This is a genomic window from Methylocella sp. (assembly GCA_037200525.1).
In the GTDB taxonomy this organism is placed as follows: domain Bacteria; phylum Pseudomonadota; class Alphaproteobacteria; order Rhizobiales; family Beijerinckiaceae; genus Methylocapsa.
Map to the genome: position 1 here is coordinate 4,867,844 of JBBCGG010000001.1, position 14,396 is coordinate 4,882,239.

Annotated in this window: 17 protein-coding genes and 1 pseudogene; 11 read left to right on the top strand and 7 right to left on the bottom strand. The window is 55.3% G+C overall.

Going from position 1 to position 14,396, the window contains the following annotated elements:
- Window positions 1–174 precede the first annotated feature (174 nt).
- A complete protein-coding gene (locus tag WDN46_24045; GenBank protein MEJ0096363.1) occupies window positions 175–1,587 on the bottom strand; it encodes a mannose-1-phosphate guanylyltransferase/mannose-6-phosphate isomerase in 1,413 nt (470 codons plus the stop codon).
- Window positions 1,588–1,867: 280 nt separating this feature from the next.
- Here WDN46_24045 and WDN46_24050 point away from each other — a divergent pair, with 280 nt between their 5' ends.
- Window positions 1,868–2,491, top strand: coding sequence for a ribonuclease HII (locus WDN46_24050; protein ID MEJ0096364.1), 624 nt, complete (start codon window positions 1,868–1,870; stop codon window positions 2,489–2,491).
- A gap of 93 nt (window positions 2,492–2,584) precedes the next feature.
- Window positions 2,585–3,781, top strand: a complete 1,197-nt coding sequence (locus WDN46_24055) for a site-specific DNA-methyltransferase (GenBank protein ID MEJ0096365.1) — start codon at window positions 2,585–2,587, stop codon at window positions 3,779–3,781.
- A gap of 88 nt (window positions 3,782–3,869) precedes the next feature.
- Here the strand turns inward: WDN46_24055 and WDN46_24060 are convergent, their stop codons facing one another.
- Both WDN46_24060 and mutY read right to left on the bottom strand, forming a co-directional pair.
- A complete protein-coding gene (locus WDN46_24060) occupies window positions 3,870–4,136 on the bottom strand; it encodes an Imm74 family immunity protein (GenBank protein MEJ0096366.1) in 267 nt (88 codons plus the stop codon).
- Between the two features lie 13 nt (window positions 4,137–4,149).
- Window positions 4,150–5,232, bottom strand: coding sequence for an A/G-specific adenine glycosylase (gene mutY, locus WDN46_24065; protein MEJ0096367.1), 1,083 nt, complete (start codon window positions 5,230–5,232; stop codon window positions 4,150–4,152).
- Window positions 5,233–5,423: 191 nt separating this feature from the next.
- Here mutY and WDN46_24070 point away from each other — a divergent pair, with 191 nt between their 5' ends.
- Window positions 5,424–6,626 (top strand): integrase arm-type DNA-binding domain-containing protein, encoded by a 1,203-nt coding sequence (locus WDN46_24070; protein ID MEJ0096368.1) that lies wholly within the window; start codon window positions 5,424–5,426, stop codon window positions 6,624–6,626.
- 49 nt (window positions 6,627–6,675) lie between these two features.
- Here the strand turns inward: WDN46_24070 and WDN46_24075 are convergent, their stop codons facing one another.
- Window positions 6,676–7,383 (bottom strand): DUF4238 domain-containing protein, encoded by a 708-nt coding sequence (locus WDN46_24075; GenBank protein MEJ0096369.1) that lies wholly within the window; start codon window positions 7,381–7,383, stop codon window positions 6,676–6,678.
- A gap of 181 nt (window positions 7,384–7,564) precedes the next feature.
- On the opposite strand from WDN46_24075, the pseudogene WDN46_24080 reads away from it, so the two are divergent.
- The 5 genes and pseudogenes from WDN46_24080 to WDN46_24100 all read left to right on the top strand — a co-directional run bounded on the left by WDN46_24080 (window position 7,565) and on the right by WDN46_24100 (window position 10,134).
- Window positions 7,565–7,702, top strand: a pseudogene (locus tag WDN46_24080) (transposase).
- Window positions 7,669–8,292: an IS5 family transposase gene (locus WDN46_24085; protein ID MEJ0096370.1), complete on the top strand. Its 624-nt coding sequence runs from the start codon at window positions 7,669–7,671 to the stop codon at window positions 8,290–8,292. The pseudogene WDN46_24080 and the gene WDN46_24085 overlap by 34 nt, the downstream one beginning before the upstream one ends.
- A 314-nt stretch (window positions 8,293–8,606) precedes the next feature.
- Window positions 8,607–8,828: a hypothetical protein gene (locus WDN46_24090; protein MEJ0096371.1), complete on the top strand. Its 222-nt coding sequence runs from the start codon at window positions 8,607–8,609 to the stop codon at window positions 8,826–8,828.
- Between the two features lie 121 nt (window positions 8,829–8,949).
- Window positions 8,950–9,531 carry a hypothetical protein gene (locus tag WDN46_24095; protein ID MEJ0096372.1) on the top strand — a complete coding sequence of 194 codons (582 nt, stop codon included), beginning with the start codon at window positions 8,950–8,952 and terminating at the stop codon, window positions 9,529–9,531.
- Between the two features lie 129 nt (window positions 9,532–9,660).
- A complete protein-coding gene (locus tag WDN46_24100; GenBank protein ID MEJ0096373.1) occupies window positions 9,661–10,134 on the top strand; it encodes a hypothetical protein in 474 nt (157 codons plus the stop codon).
- A 655-nt stretch (window positions 10,135–10,789) separates the two neighbouring features.
- Here the strand turns inward: WDN46_24100 and WDN46_24105 are convergent.
- Entirely contained in the window at window positions 10,790–11,617 is an 828-nt protein-coding gene (locus WDN46_24105; protein MEJ0096374.1) for a hypothetical protein, read from the bottom strand.
- A 122-nt stretch (window positions 11,618–11,739) separates the two neighbouring features.
- On the opposite strand from WDN46_24105, the gene WDN46_24110 reads away from it, so the two are divergent.
- The 3 genes from WDN46_24110 to WDN46_24120 all read left to right on the top strand — a co-directional run bounded on the left by WDN46_24110 (window position 11,740) and on the right by WDN46_24120 (window position 13,379).
- A complete protein-coding gene (locus tag WDN46_24110; protein ID MEJ0096375.1) occupies window positions 11,740–12,309 on the top strand; it encodes a hypothetical protein in 570 nt (189 codons plus the stop codon).
- Window positions 12,310–12,352: 43 nt separating this feature from the next.
- A complete protein-coding gene (locus WDN46_24115) occupies window positions 12,353–12,835 on the top strand; it encodes a hypothetical protein (protein ID MEJ0096376.1) in 483 nt (160 codons plus the stop codon).
- Between the two features lie 205 nt (window positions 12,836–13,040).
- The gene (locus tag WDN46_24120) at window positions 13,041–13,379 is read left to right on the top strand and encodes a hypothetical protein (protein ID MEJ0096377.1); all 339 of its coding nucleotides are present in this window, start codon (window positions 13,041–13,043) and stop codon (window positions 13,377–13,379) included.
- 42 nt (window positions 13,380–13,421) lie between these two features.
- On the opposite strand, the gene WDN46_24125 is transcribed toward WDN46_24120, so the two are convergent.
- Entirely contained in the window at window positions 13,422–13,934 is a 513-nt protein-coding gene (locus WDN46_24125; GenBank protein ID MEJ0096378.1) for a hypothetical protein, read from the bottom strand.
- A gap of 163 nt (window positions 13,935–14,097) precedes the next feature.
- The gene (locus tag WDN46_24130; protein ID MEJ0096379.1) at window positions 14,098–14,391 is read right to left on the bottom strand and encodes a hypothetical protein; all 294 of its coding nucleotides are present in this window, start codon (window positions 14,389–14,391) and stop codon (window positions 14,098–14,100) included.
- Window positions 14,392–14,396 lie beyond the last annotated feature (5 nt).

Here is a 14,396-nt window from a genome sequence, read left to right on the forward strand (position 1 = left end):
GCGCTGGTTTCAGGCGACGATGCTTCGCCCGGACCAAGCCGTCAAGGGGCTCGCCTATCGTGGATAATCGCCGCCGGAACGCCCGGCGACGGCGCGGCCTTAGCCGGAATGGAGCATGAACTTCAGCTTGTGAGGGTGGATATCAAGCCAAGGGATCGGCTTTCTGCCGTGCGCTCACCCGCGGTTGTAAACATCCTCGAGCCGAACGATATCGTCTTCGCCGAGATAGGACCCGGTCTGCACTTCGATCAATTCGAGATCGATGCGGCCGGGATTGCCCATCCTGTGCACGCAGCCGATCGGCAAATAGATCGATTCGTTCTCGTGGACGAGATGCACCTCATCGTTGCGCGTGACCTCGGCCGTGCCCTTGACGACAATCCAATGTTCGGCGCGATGAAAGTGCTTTTGCAGCGACAAGCGCTCGCCGGGTTTAACCACGATGCGCTTCACCTGGTAACGCGCTCCAGCGTCGACCGACTGATAGTAGCCCCAGGGCCTGTAGGAACGCTTGTGCTGAAAGGCCTCGGGTCTATTTTCGGCTTTGAGCCGATTGACCAGCTGTTTGACCTGATCGCCATGCGCCTGGTTCATCACCAGGACGGCGTCCTGCGTCGTCACCACAACGACATTGTCGACGCCGACCACCGTGGTCAAATGCTCATCCGAACGCACATGCACGTTCGAGGCGTTCATGATGACGCCGTGACCGCGAATCGAATTGCCTTTCTCATCGCGATCTGACAATTCCCAAACCGCCGACCAATTGCCGACGTCGGACCAGCCTATGTCGGCGGGCACGACCGCCGCCTTCTCGGTCCGCTCCATCACCGCATAGTCGATCGATATTTGCGGGGCCTTGCCGAACGCCGCCTTATCGAGCACCAGAAAATTCAGATCCTGTTTCGCGTTGGCGACGGCCTCAGCGGCCGCCTCCGCGATAAGCGGCTCGTATTGACGCAACTCGGCCTGCATCACGTCAGCGCGGAAAAAGAAGTTTCCCGAGTTCCAGAGATAATTCTCCTGAATATACCGCTCCGCGGTCGCTGCGTCGGGCTTTTCGACGAAGGCGGAGACCTTGAGAACCGCGCCGTCGCGAGACACTGGCTTGCCGGTTTTGATATAGCCATAGCCGGTGGCGGGCGCATTCGGCTTAATTCCAAGCGTGACGATGTAGCCAAGAGCCGCAGCCTCCGCCGCCTGCTTGCACAAATCGACGAAACCTTGCCTGTTCTGGACGACATGATCGGCGGCTAGAACCGCGACGATGGTGTCCGGGCCAGACAGCGCGGCGAGTTCGGCGGCGACCGCGACGGCCGGACCCGAATCGCGCCGCACGGGTTCAAGAACGATGCGCGCCTCGCGCTTTATCTGCGCCAGCTGATCGGCGACGAGAAAACGATAATCCTGATTAGAAATGATGATCGGCGTTTCGAACACGCTGTCGGCGAGGATTTCCGTCGCCATCTGGAATGTGGAGCGCGCGCCGACGAGCGAAATGAATTGCTTTGGCAGGCTCTCACGCGATTCTGGCCAAACCCGCGTTCCGGAACCGCCGCACATAATGACCGGAAGAATTTTCACCATTCTTACTTCCCCGCAGGTGGAGTCTTTCGAATTTTTGACCAATCGGTTTCTAAGCTCATGCGATAAAGGTCAAGTCTCGCCATACTTGTCGTAGACCTTGAGCTTATACAGGGACGCATCCGAAATGTCTCCTGTTTCAGGCGGCCGAATACGCCTTGGCGCAATTCCGAACTGAGCATGTTCGCTAAAAAATTGCGAATTTCTCGGATCAGTACATGCGTTGCGATAAGATAAAAGGCATGATCGATTCTCAATCGATCTGTTCTCGAGACCTCCTTGCATGCAAAAGCCCGATTTTCGCGTCGAGCGAAAACTTCTGAAACGCGATGTCTGGCCGGTAGCCGGCGTTGACGAAGCCGGCCGCGGCCCTCTCGCCGGACCTGTCGCCGCCGCAGCTGTCATCCTCGACCCAAAGGATCTTCCGCGCGGGCTGAATGATTCAAAACTGTTGACGCGGGAGGAGCGCGAGAACCTCTATGAGGAGATCATGCGGCGTGCTGTCGCGGTCGCCGTCGGCTTCGCAAGCGCCGCGGAAATCGACATCATCAACATCCGTCAGGCGACGTTCAGCGCCATGCGCCGCGCCCTGGCCGCGCTCGCCGCTCAACCCCGCTACGTTCTGATCGACGGCAATGATCTGCCGCAAAATCTTTGCTGCCCCGGCGAGACGATCGTCAAGGGCGACGGCGCGATTCTGTCCATCGCCGCAGCATCGATCATCGCCAAGGTCACGCGCGATCGCTTGATGCGCCGTCTTTGCTCCATCCATCCCGTCTATGGCTTCAGCCGGCATGTCGGCTACGGCACGCCCGCCCATCTCGCGGCGATTGAAGAGCATGGGCCTTGCCCGTTCCATCGGCTGAGTTTCAGCCCTTTCAAAATAATCCAAGACGCTCGGCCGTAACAAAACGGCACAGACGACGCCGGAACGTCGAAACGCGCTCTTTACCTAGCGGAAGGTAAATAATGAGCGTCAGTGGCGTATCGGTTTTTATTCATGCGTACAGCATTTGCCGGAACGGCCGGCGCGAAATCTCAGATCAAGGTAGTGCGTACTGGGATTTCAGCGCCGCGCTCCCGCGCGCCTTTTCCGGCCCCGGTCGGCGGCAACCTTCCTCTGAACCAGATCCTCATCGGCGACTGCATGGAGCTGCTGGCCCAACTCCCCGCGTGCTCGGTCGATCTCGTCTTCGCCGATCCGCCCTATAATCTGCAACTCGAATCGACTTTGTCGAGGCCGGACCAGAGCATCGTCGACGCCGTGGACGATGATTGGGACAAGTTCGCCAGCTTTTCGGAATATGATCATTTCACGCAAAGCTGGCTCGCCGCCGTGCGGCGAATCATGAAGCCGGATGCGACGATTTTCGTCATCGGCTCCTATCATAATATTTTTCGCGTGGGCTCGGTCCTGCAGGATCAAGGCTACTGGATCCTGAACGATATTGTCTGGCGCAAGACCAATCCTATGCCGAATTTTCGCGGCCGGCGCTTTACCAATGCGCACGAGACGCTGATCTGGGCCGCAAAGAACGCCGAGGCGAAGAACTATCGCTTCAATTATGAATTGCTCAAAGGCGGCAACGAGGACTGCCAGGTCCGATCCGACTGGCTGTTTCCCATCTGCACCGGCGGCGAGCGCCTGAAAGATGGCTCCGGCCGCAAAACCCATCCGACGCAAAAGCCCGAAGCCCTGCTCGCCCGCATATTGCTCGCCGCGACCAACCCGGGCGATGTCGTGCTCGACCCGTTCTTTGGCTCAGGAACCACCGGCGCAGTTGCGAAAAGATTAGGCCGCGACTTTATCGGCATTGAGCGCGAAGAGGTCTACGCCGCGGCCGCGAACGCCAGAATCGCAGCAATAGAGCCCCTGCCCCATGCCGCTATCGCGGCGACGCCCAGCAAGAGATCCGAACCTCGCATAGCCTTCGCCTCGATCGTCGAGGCAGGCCTCATCCAGCCCGGCGAGATTCTTATGGACGAGAAAAAGCGCCACGCCGCGACGGTGCGGGTTGACGGAACCATAGCCATCGGCGCCGTCGTCGGTTCGATCCACAAGATCGGCGCCCTCGCGCAGGGGCTGCCCGCCTGCAACGGCTGGACGTTCTGGAACTTTTCGCGGGATGGCAGGAGCGAACCGATCGACGCGCTCCGCACCATGGCGCGCGCGCGGCTGCGCGAGGCGGGGGAATAGGCTCATCCGGCCCTGGCGACGTCGATTTCATAGAATCGGCCTTGCTGCGCGTCGCCCAATTCGCATGCCTGACCGAAGCTTTCGCCGCCTACTCGAACTCCACCACCAGCCCCAACTTGTCGAACTCCGCTTCGATCGTCTGCATGATGGCCTGCAATTCCTCGACGGCTATTTCCACGCTCTCATTGGGCGCATCCCAATAGAGGATCGAGTCCATATCGACGACGAAATCGGCCGGCTCCTGCGTGTTCGGCTGGCTCGCCGCCGGCAGGATCGTCACGACGCGGTCGGCCCAGCGAACGCGGATCGACCCTTCCGTCAGCGTGATTTGCGGCTCTAAGCGGCGCTTGCCCATAACTCAACCGACCTCACTCAATTGCGCTGGCGCGCGCCGTTGCTATGACTTTGCGCATCAGACTGGGCAAAGCCTCATTGTCGAGATTTTCGGCTAAAGCCCAGCGGCAATCGCCGGGGGCTGGCCTGTTGTCCTCGACTTTCGCCACATAAATCGAAAGACGCAAAGCAAAATGGGTGAATACATGCTCCACCCCGGCGTCGAGCTTGCGAAACCGCGCCACGAGCGGCGCGTGCCGCTGCGCGAATCCCTCGTCGAAATCGACGCTCCACGGCGTTCCGGGGATCTCAGTCATGCCGCCCAGCAGGCCTTTGGGCGCCCGCGTGCGCACGAGGACCGCGCCATCCTTCCGCGCCACAAAAAACGCGGCCCCCCGCCGCTGCGGCCGCTCTGGTTTTTGCGCTTTGACCGGAAAACGCGCCGGATCGCCCGACGCCCGCCCGGCGCATCCAACGCACAGCGGACAAATCACGCAGGCCGGCTGTTTCGGCGCGCAGATGGTCGCCCCAATGTCCATCATCGCCTGCGCATAATCGCCGCCCCTTTCGCTCGGAGTGAGCTCGGCCGCCCTTTTCCGGACGAGCGGCTTGGCCGCCGGAAGCGGCGTCTCGATTGCATAAAGACGCGCGATGACGCGCTCGACATTGCCGTCGACGACCACAGCCCGCCGCCCGAATGCGATCGCGGCGATGGCGGCCGCCGTATAAGGCCCAAGACCCGGCAATTTCAGCAGCCTCGCTTCGTCGTCGGGAAACCGGCCGGCGAAATCCTTAGCGATCGCCTTCGCGCAGGCATGGAGATTCCGCGCGCGAGAATAGTAGCCAAGACCCGCCCATTGCCGCATTACCTCCTCGACAGGAGCCTCCGCTAAAACTTTGACATTGGGCCAGCGCGCCAAGAAAGCCGCGAAATAGGGTTTGACCGCGGCAACGGTGGTCTGTTGCAACATGATTTCGGACAGCCAGACCGCATAAGCATCGACCGTTTCGCCGGGCGCGGCGCGCCAGGGCAAGACGCGGCGATGCCGATCATACCAATCCAGCACAATGGCGGCGCGGGACGGGCCGGTCAAAAATTGGCCAGGAAGGTCATACATGCGCCTCGTTTATCCTCGATCGCTGTATTTACGGACTATTACGGACTTAAAAAAACACATGATATTTCAATACCATAGTTTGATTCGGTCTTTACGGACCACCGCGAACGTATTAGAACTATATCTTACTAAACGGGGGTAGCCGAGGCCTAAAAGCGCCTACCCCCGAAGAAGCGGACGGAGTGGGCGCAGTGGAAAAACGATTGACCGTGGCCCGCGTCGCGGCGGTCTCGAAGAGCGGCAATTATCCTGATGGCGGCGGTTTGTATTTGCAAGCGACCGAAAGTCCAGACGGGAGAATCACAAAATCTTGGATTTTCCGCTTCAAGTCGCCGCTGACTCGAAAAGAACGGATGATGGGCCTCGGGTCGCTGGACCGCGTACCGCTGCCCGATGCGCGGAAGAAGCGCGACGCCGCGCGGGATGAGCTTGAGGCTGGGCGCGATCCAATCGCCGAGAAAGATAAGGTAAGAGCGCAAGCGCGTGAGATCGTCGCCGAAGAGACAGCGCCGACTTTCGACGCCTGCGCGCTAGCCTACGTCAAGGCGAATAAGGCAGCTTGGAAAAGCACGAAGCACGCGGACCAGTGGACCGCCACGCTACGCCGGTATGCCTCGCCGGTTTTCGGATCGAAGCCGGTCAGCGAGGTGGACCACAATCTCGTTTGGCGAGTCGTTGAGCCGCTGTGGTCCGCGAAGCCAGTGACCGCCTCGCGGGTGCGCGGTAGGATAGAGACGGTGTTGAATTTCGCGAAGGTCAGGGGATACCGGACAGGCGAAAATCCGGCAGCTTGGAAGGGCAACCTCAGCAATGCCCTGCCCCGCGTATCGAAGATAAATAAGGTGAAGCATTTGGAGGCGATGCCCTACGAAGAGCTGCCTAAATTCTACAAATCGATAATGGGGGAAGATGGCTCGGTGTCCGCTGCCCTTCGGCTAACAATCCTCACGGCGGTTCGCACTAACGAAGTGAATGCGGCGAAATGGTCTGAGATCGATTTCGAGCAGGCTATTTGGACCATCCCTAGCGATCGAATGAAGATGGGGAAGGAACACCGGGTGCCACTCGCCGAAGAAGCCATAGCTGTACTTAATCTTATGAAGGCATCCCGAGTGAATGAGTTCGTGTTTCCGGGGAGGTTCGGAAAGCGAATTGGGAATGTCTCGATGCTGCAATATTTGCGCGGGCATGGCGTCGCTGACGCGACGGTCCACGGCTTCCGTTCGAGCTTTCGGGACTGGTGCGGAGAGGAAACGTCATTTCCACGCGAGATCGCCGAGGCCGCGCTGGCGCACGCGAGCGGCGACGCTACGGAGCGCGCCTATAGACGGGGTGATGCTCTGGAGAAGCGGCGGGCGCTAATGGGCGAGTGGGCGGCGTATTTGGTCGGGTGATTCGCGACCAGGGCGCATTATGGCCTCTAGACGCTTGCCTCCCAGCTCGTCATGTAAGAGCGTTCGGATCGCAGACCCTTGTCCGCATCGCGAAGAAAAATCCGTCTTTCAGCTTCATTTTAATGAACTCATTACATACTTTGTGGCTCGAGTATTTATCAACAAGAGGACCAAGTGAATCCGTCTTTTGAGAGGATAGGACGATATCTTCTGCACATTGAATAACGGCGTCATTGATACGGTCTACTCCGCTCGCCGCGGATAGTGTCGCGAAACGAACGTGTCCTTTTGGAGGTGCGCGAAAATCAGGTTCTTGATCGAGGCGTCCATTTCGACCGGTCTCGCAATAGAGGCAGAATTTCCGACTCACCGGTAAATATCTTGGAAGTCCAGGTTTTCCGCCACGCCAGGGCCCCTGATCATGGAAAGCAACCGGATTATCGCTGGTCAAAAAGTCAGTATCGGTCTCGTTTCGCAACACGATCCAGTCTGAATCATAAAACATGCCCGCGTATTTCATGAGATTTTTCGTGTTCATAGCCCGCATATAGTCAGGCTCGGTTTCAATTTTCACAATCCCTTTTTCTAACGCGGCCAGAGAGTGCTTCAGTTTAAAATCCGGTTTGCCATGGGATGACTTTATCTCTTCGGTTGCGCGGAGATTAGCAAGCACAAAGCGGTTGTGATTGTCTACGGAAACTCTAATCCAAGCGGGAGTACAAACGAGGAGGTTTGCCCAGTATCCAGATATAATCATTTTTTCGTACGGCGATATTCTTCCTGCTTCTATTTCGCCGACCGCCCAATTCCAGTCAGGTTCGAATATTTTTCGATACTCGCCTAGGCTCAGGACCTATTAAATTTGCCTGAGATGTGATTCCTGGTCTCCGCATGGGGAGGCTGGGATGAGTGATTTGTTTTTGTTGGGCGAGCGGCAGATGGCGCGGCTTGCGCCGCATTTTCCTCTGTCGCATGGCGTTCCGCGGGTTGACGACCGTCGGGTGGTCAGCGGAATCGTCTATGTGATCCGCAACGGCCTGCAATGGAAAGATACGCCCAAGGATTACGGGCCGCACAAGACGCTTTACAATCGCTTCATCCGCTGGAGCCGGCTCGGCGTCTTCGACCGCATATTCGCCGCGCTCGCTGGCGAAGGTCCAAAGCCCGAGCGCATCATGATCGACGCCACGCATCTGAAGGCGCATCGCACAGCGGCGAGCCTGCTCAAAAAGGGGCTCTTCCCCGCCGTATCGGGCGCACGAAAGGCGGGCTGAACTCGAAGCTCCACGCCGTCTGCGACGAAGCCGGAAAACCGATCATCCTGCTGCTTAACGAAGGCCAGATGAGCGACCATAGGGGCGCGCGGCTTCTGGCCGATACGCTGCCGCCTGCCTCGGCGCTGATCGCCGACAGGGGCTACGACAGCAACTGGTTCCGCGCCGCGCTGAAGGCCAGGGGCGTCGAGCCCTGCATCCCGCCAACCAGAGGCCGCAAAGCGCCGCTCCACTATGACAGGACGCTTTATCGAACGCGCCACAGAATCGAGAACCTCTTCGTCAAGCTCAAGGACTGGCGGCGCATCGCAACCCGCTATGATCGATGCGCCCATACCTTCTTCTCCGCCATCTGCATCGCCGCCGCCGTCCTCTTCTATCTCAATCAATGAGTCCTGAGCCTAGAAGGTTGGGGTTGGATAAAAAATCTGGAACAATATCTCCGTTCCATTCCCTGCATATGTCTTTCGGCCTGCACGGAAAATATTTTCCGTCTGATTTTCTATAGGCATGCAACAATGTCTCGCCGGATCCGAGGAAATGCTCAAGATAAGTTTTGGCTACATAATGATCTTTTGCCATGAAAATTCGTCCAAAAAAATTGGGCATCGGGACGTTACAAACGTATATTCGCCGCATCCAACAGTCAATCCGTCCAGAGCGGCAGTTTTTCTATGCACATATTTTTTTAAATTGAAGATCAGTCATGAATTACATTAAAGCCAAAAACATTAAAGCCCACGATGTTAAAGTCTTCAACGTTAACGTCTTCGACGGTATGACCAGTGAAAACTTGATCTCAAGCCGCATGTCAGAGGCTGAGGCAAGAGAGTGGACCATAATTGAGGGTTCGATGGTCGCGATAGATGAATCTGAACTTGAGCCTGGAGAGCAGTGGACGCCGCGTGGGTTCGAACCTAAGCGTTAAAGCTTAGTACCAACTGTGGGGCGAGGGAGGTCATTTTAGGCTTCCCTTGCCCGGTCACGGGCACCGATCAAAAACCTGTGGTATTTAAAACAAAGGGGGAACATTCAGGTAGGAGAATTTCATGGCTAAAGAGCAATGGTACGATCGGCCGCCGTCTACCGACGAAGAACGCGCGGCAATGAACCACGATATCGATTGTCTCACGGCCGGGAATAAGCCCGCCGTGCTCGACGCCTCACAGTTAGACAAGATGCCGACAAGAGCTGCTGATTTTTTCGCTGCGACGGTTAGACCAACCGTAGATGAGTTTTTTGGCGACCCACGAAATGTTCGTCGGGGGCGTTTGGCTGCGATCGTCCTTTATCATATGGCTGATTATTGGGACCAGGAACACGATCCCACGGACAAATCATTGAGTAATTTGCAAAAATCGCTGATAGGGAAATGTCCTGAATTCGGGATCATTAGAGATATCGCAGACGCCTCTAAACACGATCGTCTAACAAGGCCGTCTCAAATCCCGCGACAACTATCCAATTCGGATCAAATCGAGAGAGCAAAAGGCTTTTTTGAAGCATCGTTTAACGAGGGGGCGTTTAATGAAGCCTCGATTGTTATGGTTACGCTGGATGACAAGACCAAGAAGCCGTTAGCGGGCTATGTGCAGGCTGCCCTGTCGATGTGGGAGAGTATGCTGCTGTGAAGCGAGCCGGGCGCTGTCGGCACGCCTGGGCTGCATTCTGATCGCCTATACCGCCACCCCTGTCCTGGCCTCTGATTCAGATCTATCATGTAACTGCTCCGGCCCGAGGGCTGTTGGGAAAGAGCCGCGATGGCTACATCGTTCACCGTTCTCCAGGTTATTGTGGCGATCGTCTTTTCAGGGGTCGGCGCGTGGCTCGCTTGGCAGCAAGTACAAATCGCAAGAGTTAAGTTACAGCATGAACTTTATGACAAGCGATACCGCGTTTATGACGCCGCACGCGCGCTAACAGCCGATATTGTCGTTCACGCAAACGCATCTGATGAGGCGGTGCGGCAGTTCGTCATCGGAACCAGCGATGCCGTTTTTCTTTTCGACGACGATAAAATCACTCAGTATCTAGAGGAAATGAGGAAGCGGGCAGCGGCGCTGCAGTCCGTTCAAAAGGCATTTGATATCCTGGCTGTCGGAAGCGATCAAAAGGTCGCAAACGCCGATAGGTTTGCTGAACTGACGAGTTGGTTTGATGAGCAGTTAAGCAAGGGCCTCCGAGATAGATTCAAGCCTTTCCTCCAATTCAATAAGCTCCGCTGGTGGTGGTGATAGTCGACTTGCAGGAGTGCGCACGCAACGGCTCACCCCAGGACAATTTCCCCCAACAATCCCCAAAAAAGTGGCGGTTTCTGTGTAAAAGACCGTTGTATCGTCATATCTCATCGACAAACGACAGCGATATCACTCACAAGTGAGGTTCGGTTTGCAGGTGCAAATTGAAAAAGGCGGTTCCGACCTAGCCCGTCGAAAACCGCCTTGTGCCTTAAGGTCCGTGAAGGAATTAGCTGCCTCGCGTGCGGACCAGTAGTTTGGATCGTTTTGTTTTATTTTCTTTGGTCAGCCCAGCGAAAGTAACTGACTGCAAATTTCCTGGCAAGCGAGGCGGCGCTAGTTAGGAAAATTGTGATGTGTAACTACGGAAACGATGAAGATAGTCGCCAGCTTGAGCTTTTTCCGCGCCCTAAAAAGCGCAGATCGCCTCCGGTGACGCCTGAATTAGGTGAACAAATTCGGGTGTTGTACGCGACTACAGAGCTAGCGCAGCATGAGATCGCGGCGCACTTCGGAATCAATCAAGGCCGCGTTAGCGAAGCGGTGAACAAGAAGTTGTAACGGTAATGGGGAGGGGAGGCGCTAGCCTCCCCAAACCATGCCAAAGGGTTGAGCGCCGGTTTGGGCGCAATCCTCAGGCACATACGGCTGCCTATGCGAGGGCAGCTATGGGAGGGATCGAGACACCCTTCAACGCAGCCACGATAATGTCGCGAAGCTTGCCCTTAGCCTTATCAGGCTCCTTCGAAAGATCAGCCGCCTTCAGGTAGTCCGACACCTTCTTTTCAAATTCGGTGTTCCGGTAGCACTCGCCAAGAAACTTTCGCGTTTCGGCGTGGAGGCTGGTCTCTGTCGAATCAGGAATGTATGGATCTTCTGGCGAGTCATCCACGTACACTGACATCGACACTAATGTACCATCAGGATTGATGACCGTCTTGCTAGCGCTAGCAAGACGCTTTTGCGCTTCCCTATCACGTCGAGCAAGCTCGGCCTCTGATAGCGGTTTTTTGAACTTTGATCGCTTTTCTTTCCAAATGAGCTGGAGCGATCGGCTATCGGTCCTTAATAAAACCTCGTGCGCAACCTCTGGCTCGCCCCCGAAACCGATCAAGGCGACGCGGTCATGGCCATTGAACTTTAGCCCGGTGCCGTCCGCCCACTCGCCGAATTTAGCATTGCTTTTAAATTTCAGGCGAGCTTCGTAAAACGCCTTTGCTATCTCTAGCGTGCCGTCCGCCCATTCGTGAATCCCGGCTTGCGATCGGTCGATGCCTTTTTTGATGCGCTCGACGATCGCGGCGAGCTCAGCCTTGTTTGCTTCCGCCGCCTTAGCATCCTCTTCCCGCGCGTTTGCTTCCTTGTCTGCTAGTAGCTTGGCCTTCGCTTTCGCCGCATCAGCAGCTATCTTACGTTTAGCGTCCGCCTTTTCCTTGGCTAGCTTGGCCTTGTCTTCAACGGACAATTTAAGTTTGGCCATTGGCGCTTCCTTTCATTTTCATTTGATAAAAGAGAATACGCCTCAAAACTTTGGTAATATTTCGATCACGGAAAGTTTACAAAAAGCGGCGCGATAGGCCGCACCCATGCGCGGAGATTACCATGAGCCTTTTTGATGATTTGAATGCTGCGTTTAAGACATGGCGCGATGCTTATTTCGAGGAGCGCCGGTCTGCGGCGAGTTTCTCGAGCAAATTTGCTAAGGGCCTCCAAACCTATATCGGAGCACCGGATACCTTTCCGCGATGGTTCCAAGACCCAATACAACAGCGATATGTTAAGACAGCTGCATTGGTTGAAAAACAAGGTGGCCAATATGAGGCTGTAGAAAAAACAAATCCTTTCGAATTAGTTCAAAAAGAACAAGATGGATATTGGTCCTTCGCCATTCAGGTGGCGTTAGAAGTGGATGCAAATACATATCCAAAACAGTACTTCGGTATACCTATCCATTTTATCATAGATGCTGAGTACGCAAGGATGAGAATAACTAGCAGGTCAGAAGGTGAATTTAATTTCCATCTGACTGACGAAGCAAAGAACAGCGTAGTCTATGATTTTGTTGTCAAACTTTTGCTCGACATTTTCAAAGTAAATGCACCGGCGAAATTATTGAAAAAGTCGCCGTTCGGCTTCCTCGAATTTCCATTGCCTGATCCGTCCCGCTCTTGAGTACGCCATGATCAGGAAACGCATTTCAAGCCAAGGTGGAATTATGTTGGATGAATTCTCTAAGTACGCCGTTATTGCCCAAGCTATCGTTGCATCAATTGCTCTTCTTTTTATCCTTTTTCAAATCTGGTCTCAGCGTCACGAAAATAGAAAATGGAAGACACTCGATATTTGCGCACAATACGAGTTCAATGAAAACGTAAATACTGCGGCGACAACCGTCCGAACGGCCTTTGCAAAGGAAATTCCAAATCCAGACGACTGCAAAAATGCGACGATCGTATTAAACTATTTAGACGGGATCGCAATCGGCATTCGGCAAGGGCTTTATATTGAGACTCTCGCTCGAGATCATCTAAAAGAGATCGTCAGTTTTTATGTTTCAAAGATTTTGAACGACAGCTTCTGCACTGACTTGCGTCTCGATAAAAGACATTTTTATCGCGTCATAGAAATGGACAAAAAATGGTTAGCCAGCGAACCTTTTTATAGTTCCAAATGGTTTCGTTTCTGGAAGTGGTGGTGATCGCATGTTTTTCGCCCGCCCGGCGATGGGAGAGGACTGTGGTTTCGACGGATCGCGCTACGGTTGGGCTGGGCTAGCGCCCTCGCACGCCTAGCCCCCATTAAAATTGGGCCGAGAGCCTATCCGCTGTACGGGCAACCGGACTCGACAACCTCCACCATTCCGCTATAGAACAAAACACGAACATAAGTTTGAGGAGGCGTAAGTGTCGAGGCGCGATCGGAAGATGAGTTACCCAAGCGGGCCGGACGCCGCTGAAGCGGTGCGCTCGCTACGGGAATGTTGGCACGCCGTTATTCGCGCGACCGGCGATCTAAAGCTCGACAGCCCTCTCGCGCAGGCTGCGAATGAGTTTGTGAGTTCACTCCATCGCCTCGGCTTCTTGTTTACGGGCGAACGCGATTATTTCCATGGCAGCGGCGCAGGATCGACGGAGAGCCAAAGGGAATATGAAGCGCAAAAACGGAAGCGAGAAGCTGGCGAGCTTTCGTGGATTCAGCCGGAAGTCCTGCCGCGCGAGCCGGACAAAGAAAAAGGCCGCTGAGCAATGAGCTAGCGGCCTAGGGATCGGGCAGACAGGGAAAGGTCAGGCTGTTGCTTTCTCTTTTTTCGCGAGTTGGAAAGCGAGCGGTGCACCATCCTTGGGCTCGATACGGGAAAGCGTGAAGCCATCAGCGCGATCGAAGCGCGACTCAAGATAGCGGAACACGCCGTTGAGCGCCTTCGGCTCGCATCCGAGTTCAGCGGCGAGAGAAGTGGCCGGCACCGGTGCGTCTAAGCTCTTCGCGAGCAAGGTAACGAATTTTTCTCTTTGTGACCCTTGGGTCAAAACGATCGCCAATTTGAGAGCGGCGATCGGATCGCTCGGCGTGGGCTTCGTGATCGTGATCTTAGCAGTGATGAATGGAGCGGGCTTCTCGGCCTCAGAGGCTTTGGCGACCGTCTTAGCGTTCGGCGCAGCGGCCTTCTCCTTCTTCGCGGCATTTGCGGCAATGATTTTCGAGGTGATGCCTGCCGCGATCTTCTTGGGCGTGACCTTCGCGCTCTCGGCGAGGGAAGCAAGGTCGGTGGCGGAGGAAGCTGTGGGGATTGCCGTCATTTTGTTTCTCCGGTTTAGAGTTTCACAGAAAAATTCTGTAGCTCGTTTTTACGCCATCCGGCACCGAACGAAACAAAATAGTCACAACGTATGATCGATAAATCCAACCGTCATTTAGGTCATGACGTTATGTCCCCAATGAGCAAGCAGGTTCCTCTGAGGGCTAAAGCGATGAGAGGTCAATCCACTCCATGCCAGTCTCTTTGGTCACCCGGCACGCGACGACGGCCATCGGATCGTTATCCGGTAGATCGGCGAGAAGCGTAGCGCGCTCGGAAAGCTCGGCAAGGCCGTAGGCTTTAAATTCTTTTTCACTTTTCAGGGTTCGGAGTACATCGCCAGTCTTTAAATTCGTGACGTTCCACCACGTGGTCATGGTCGTTCTCTGTGAAAAAAGCACCGGGGTCAGGCGTTTTGCTTTTCTTTTTTCACGAGTTGAACGCGGGCGGTTCGTCATCGTAG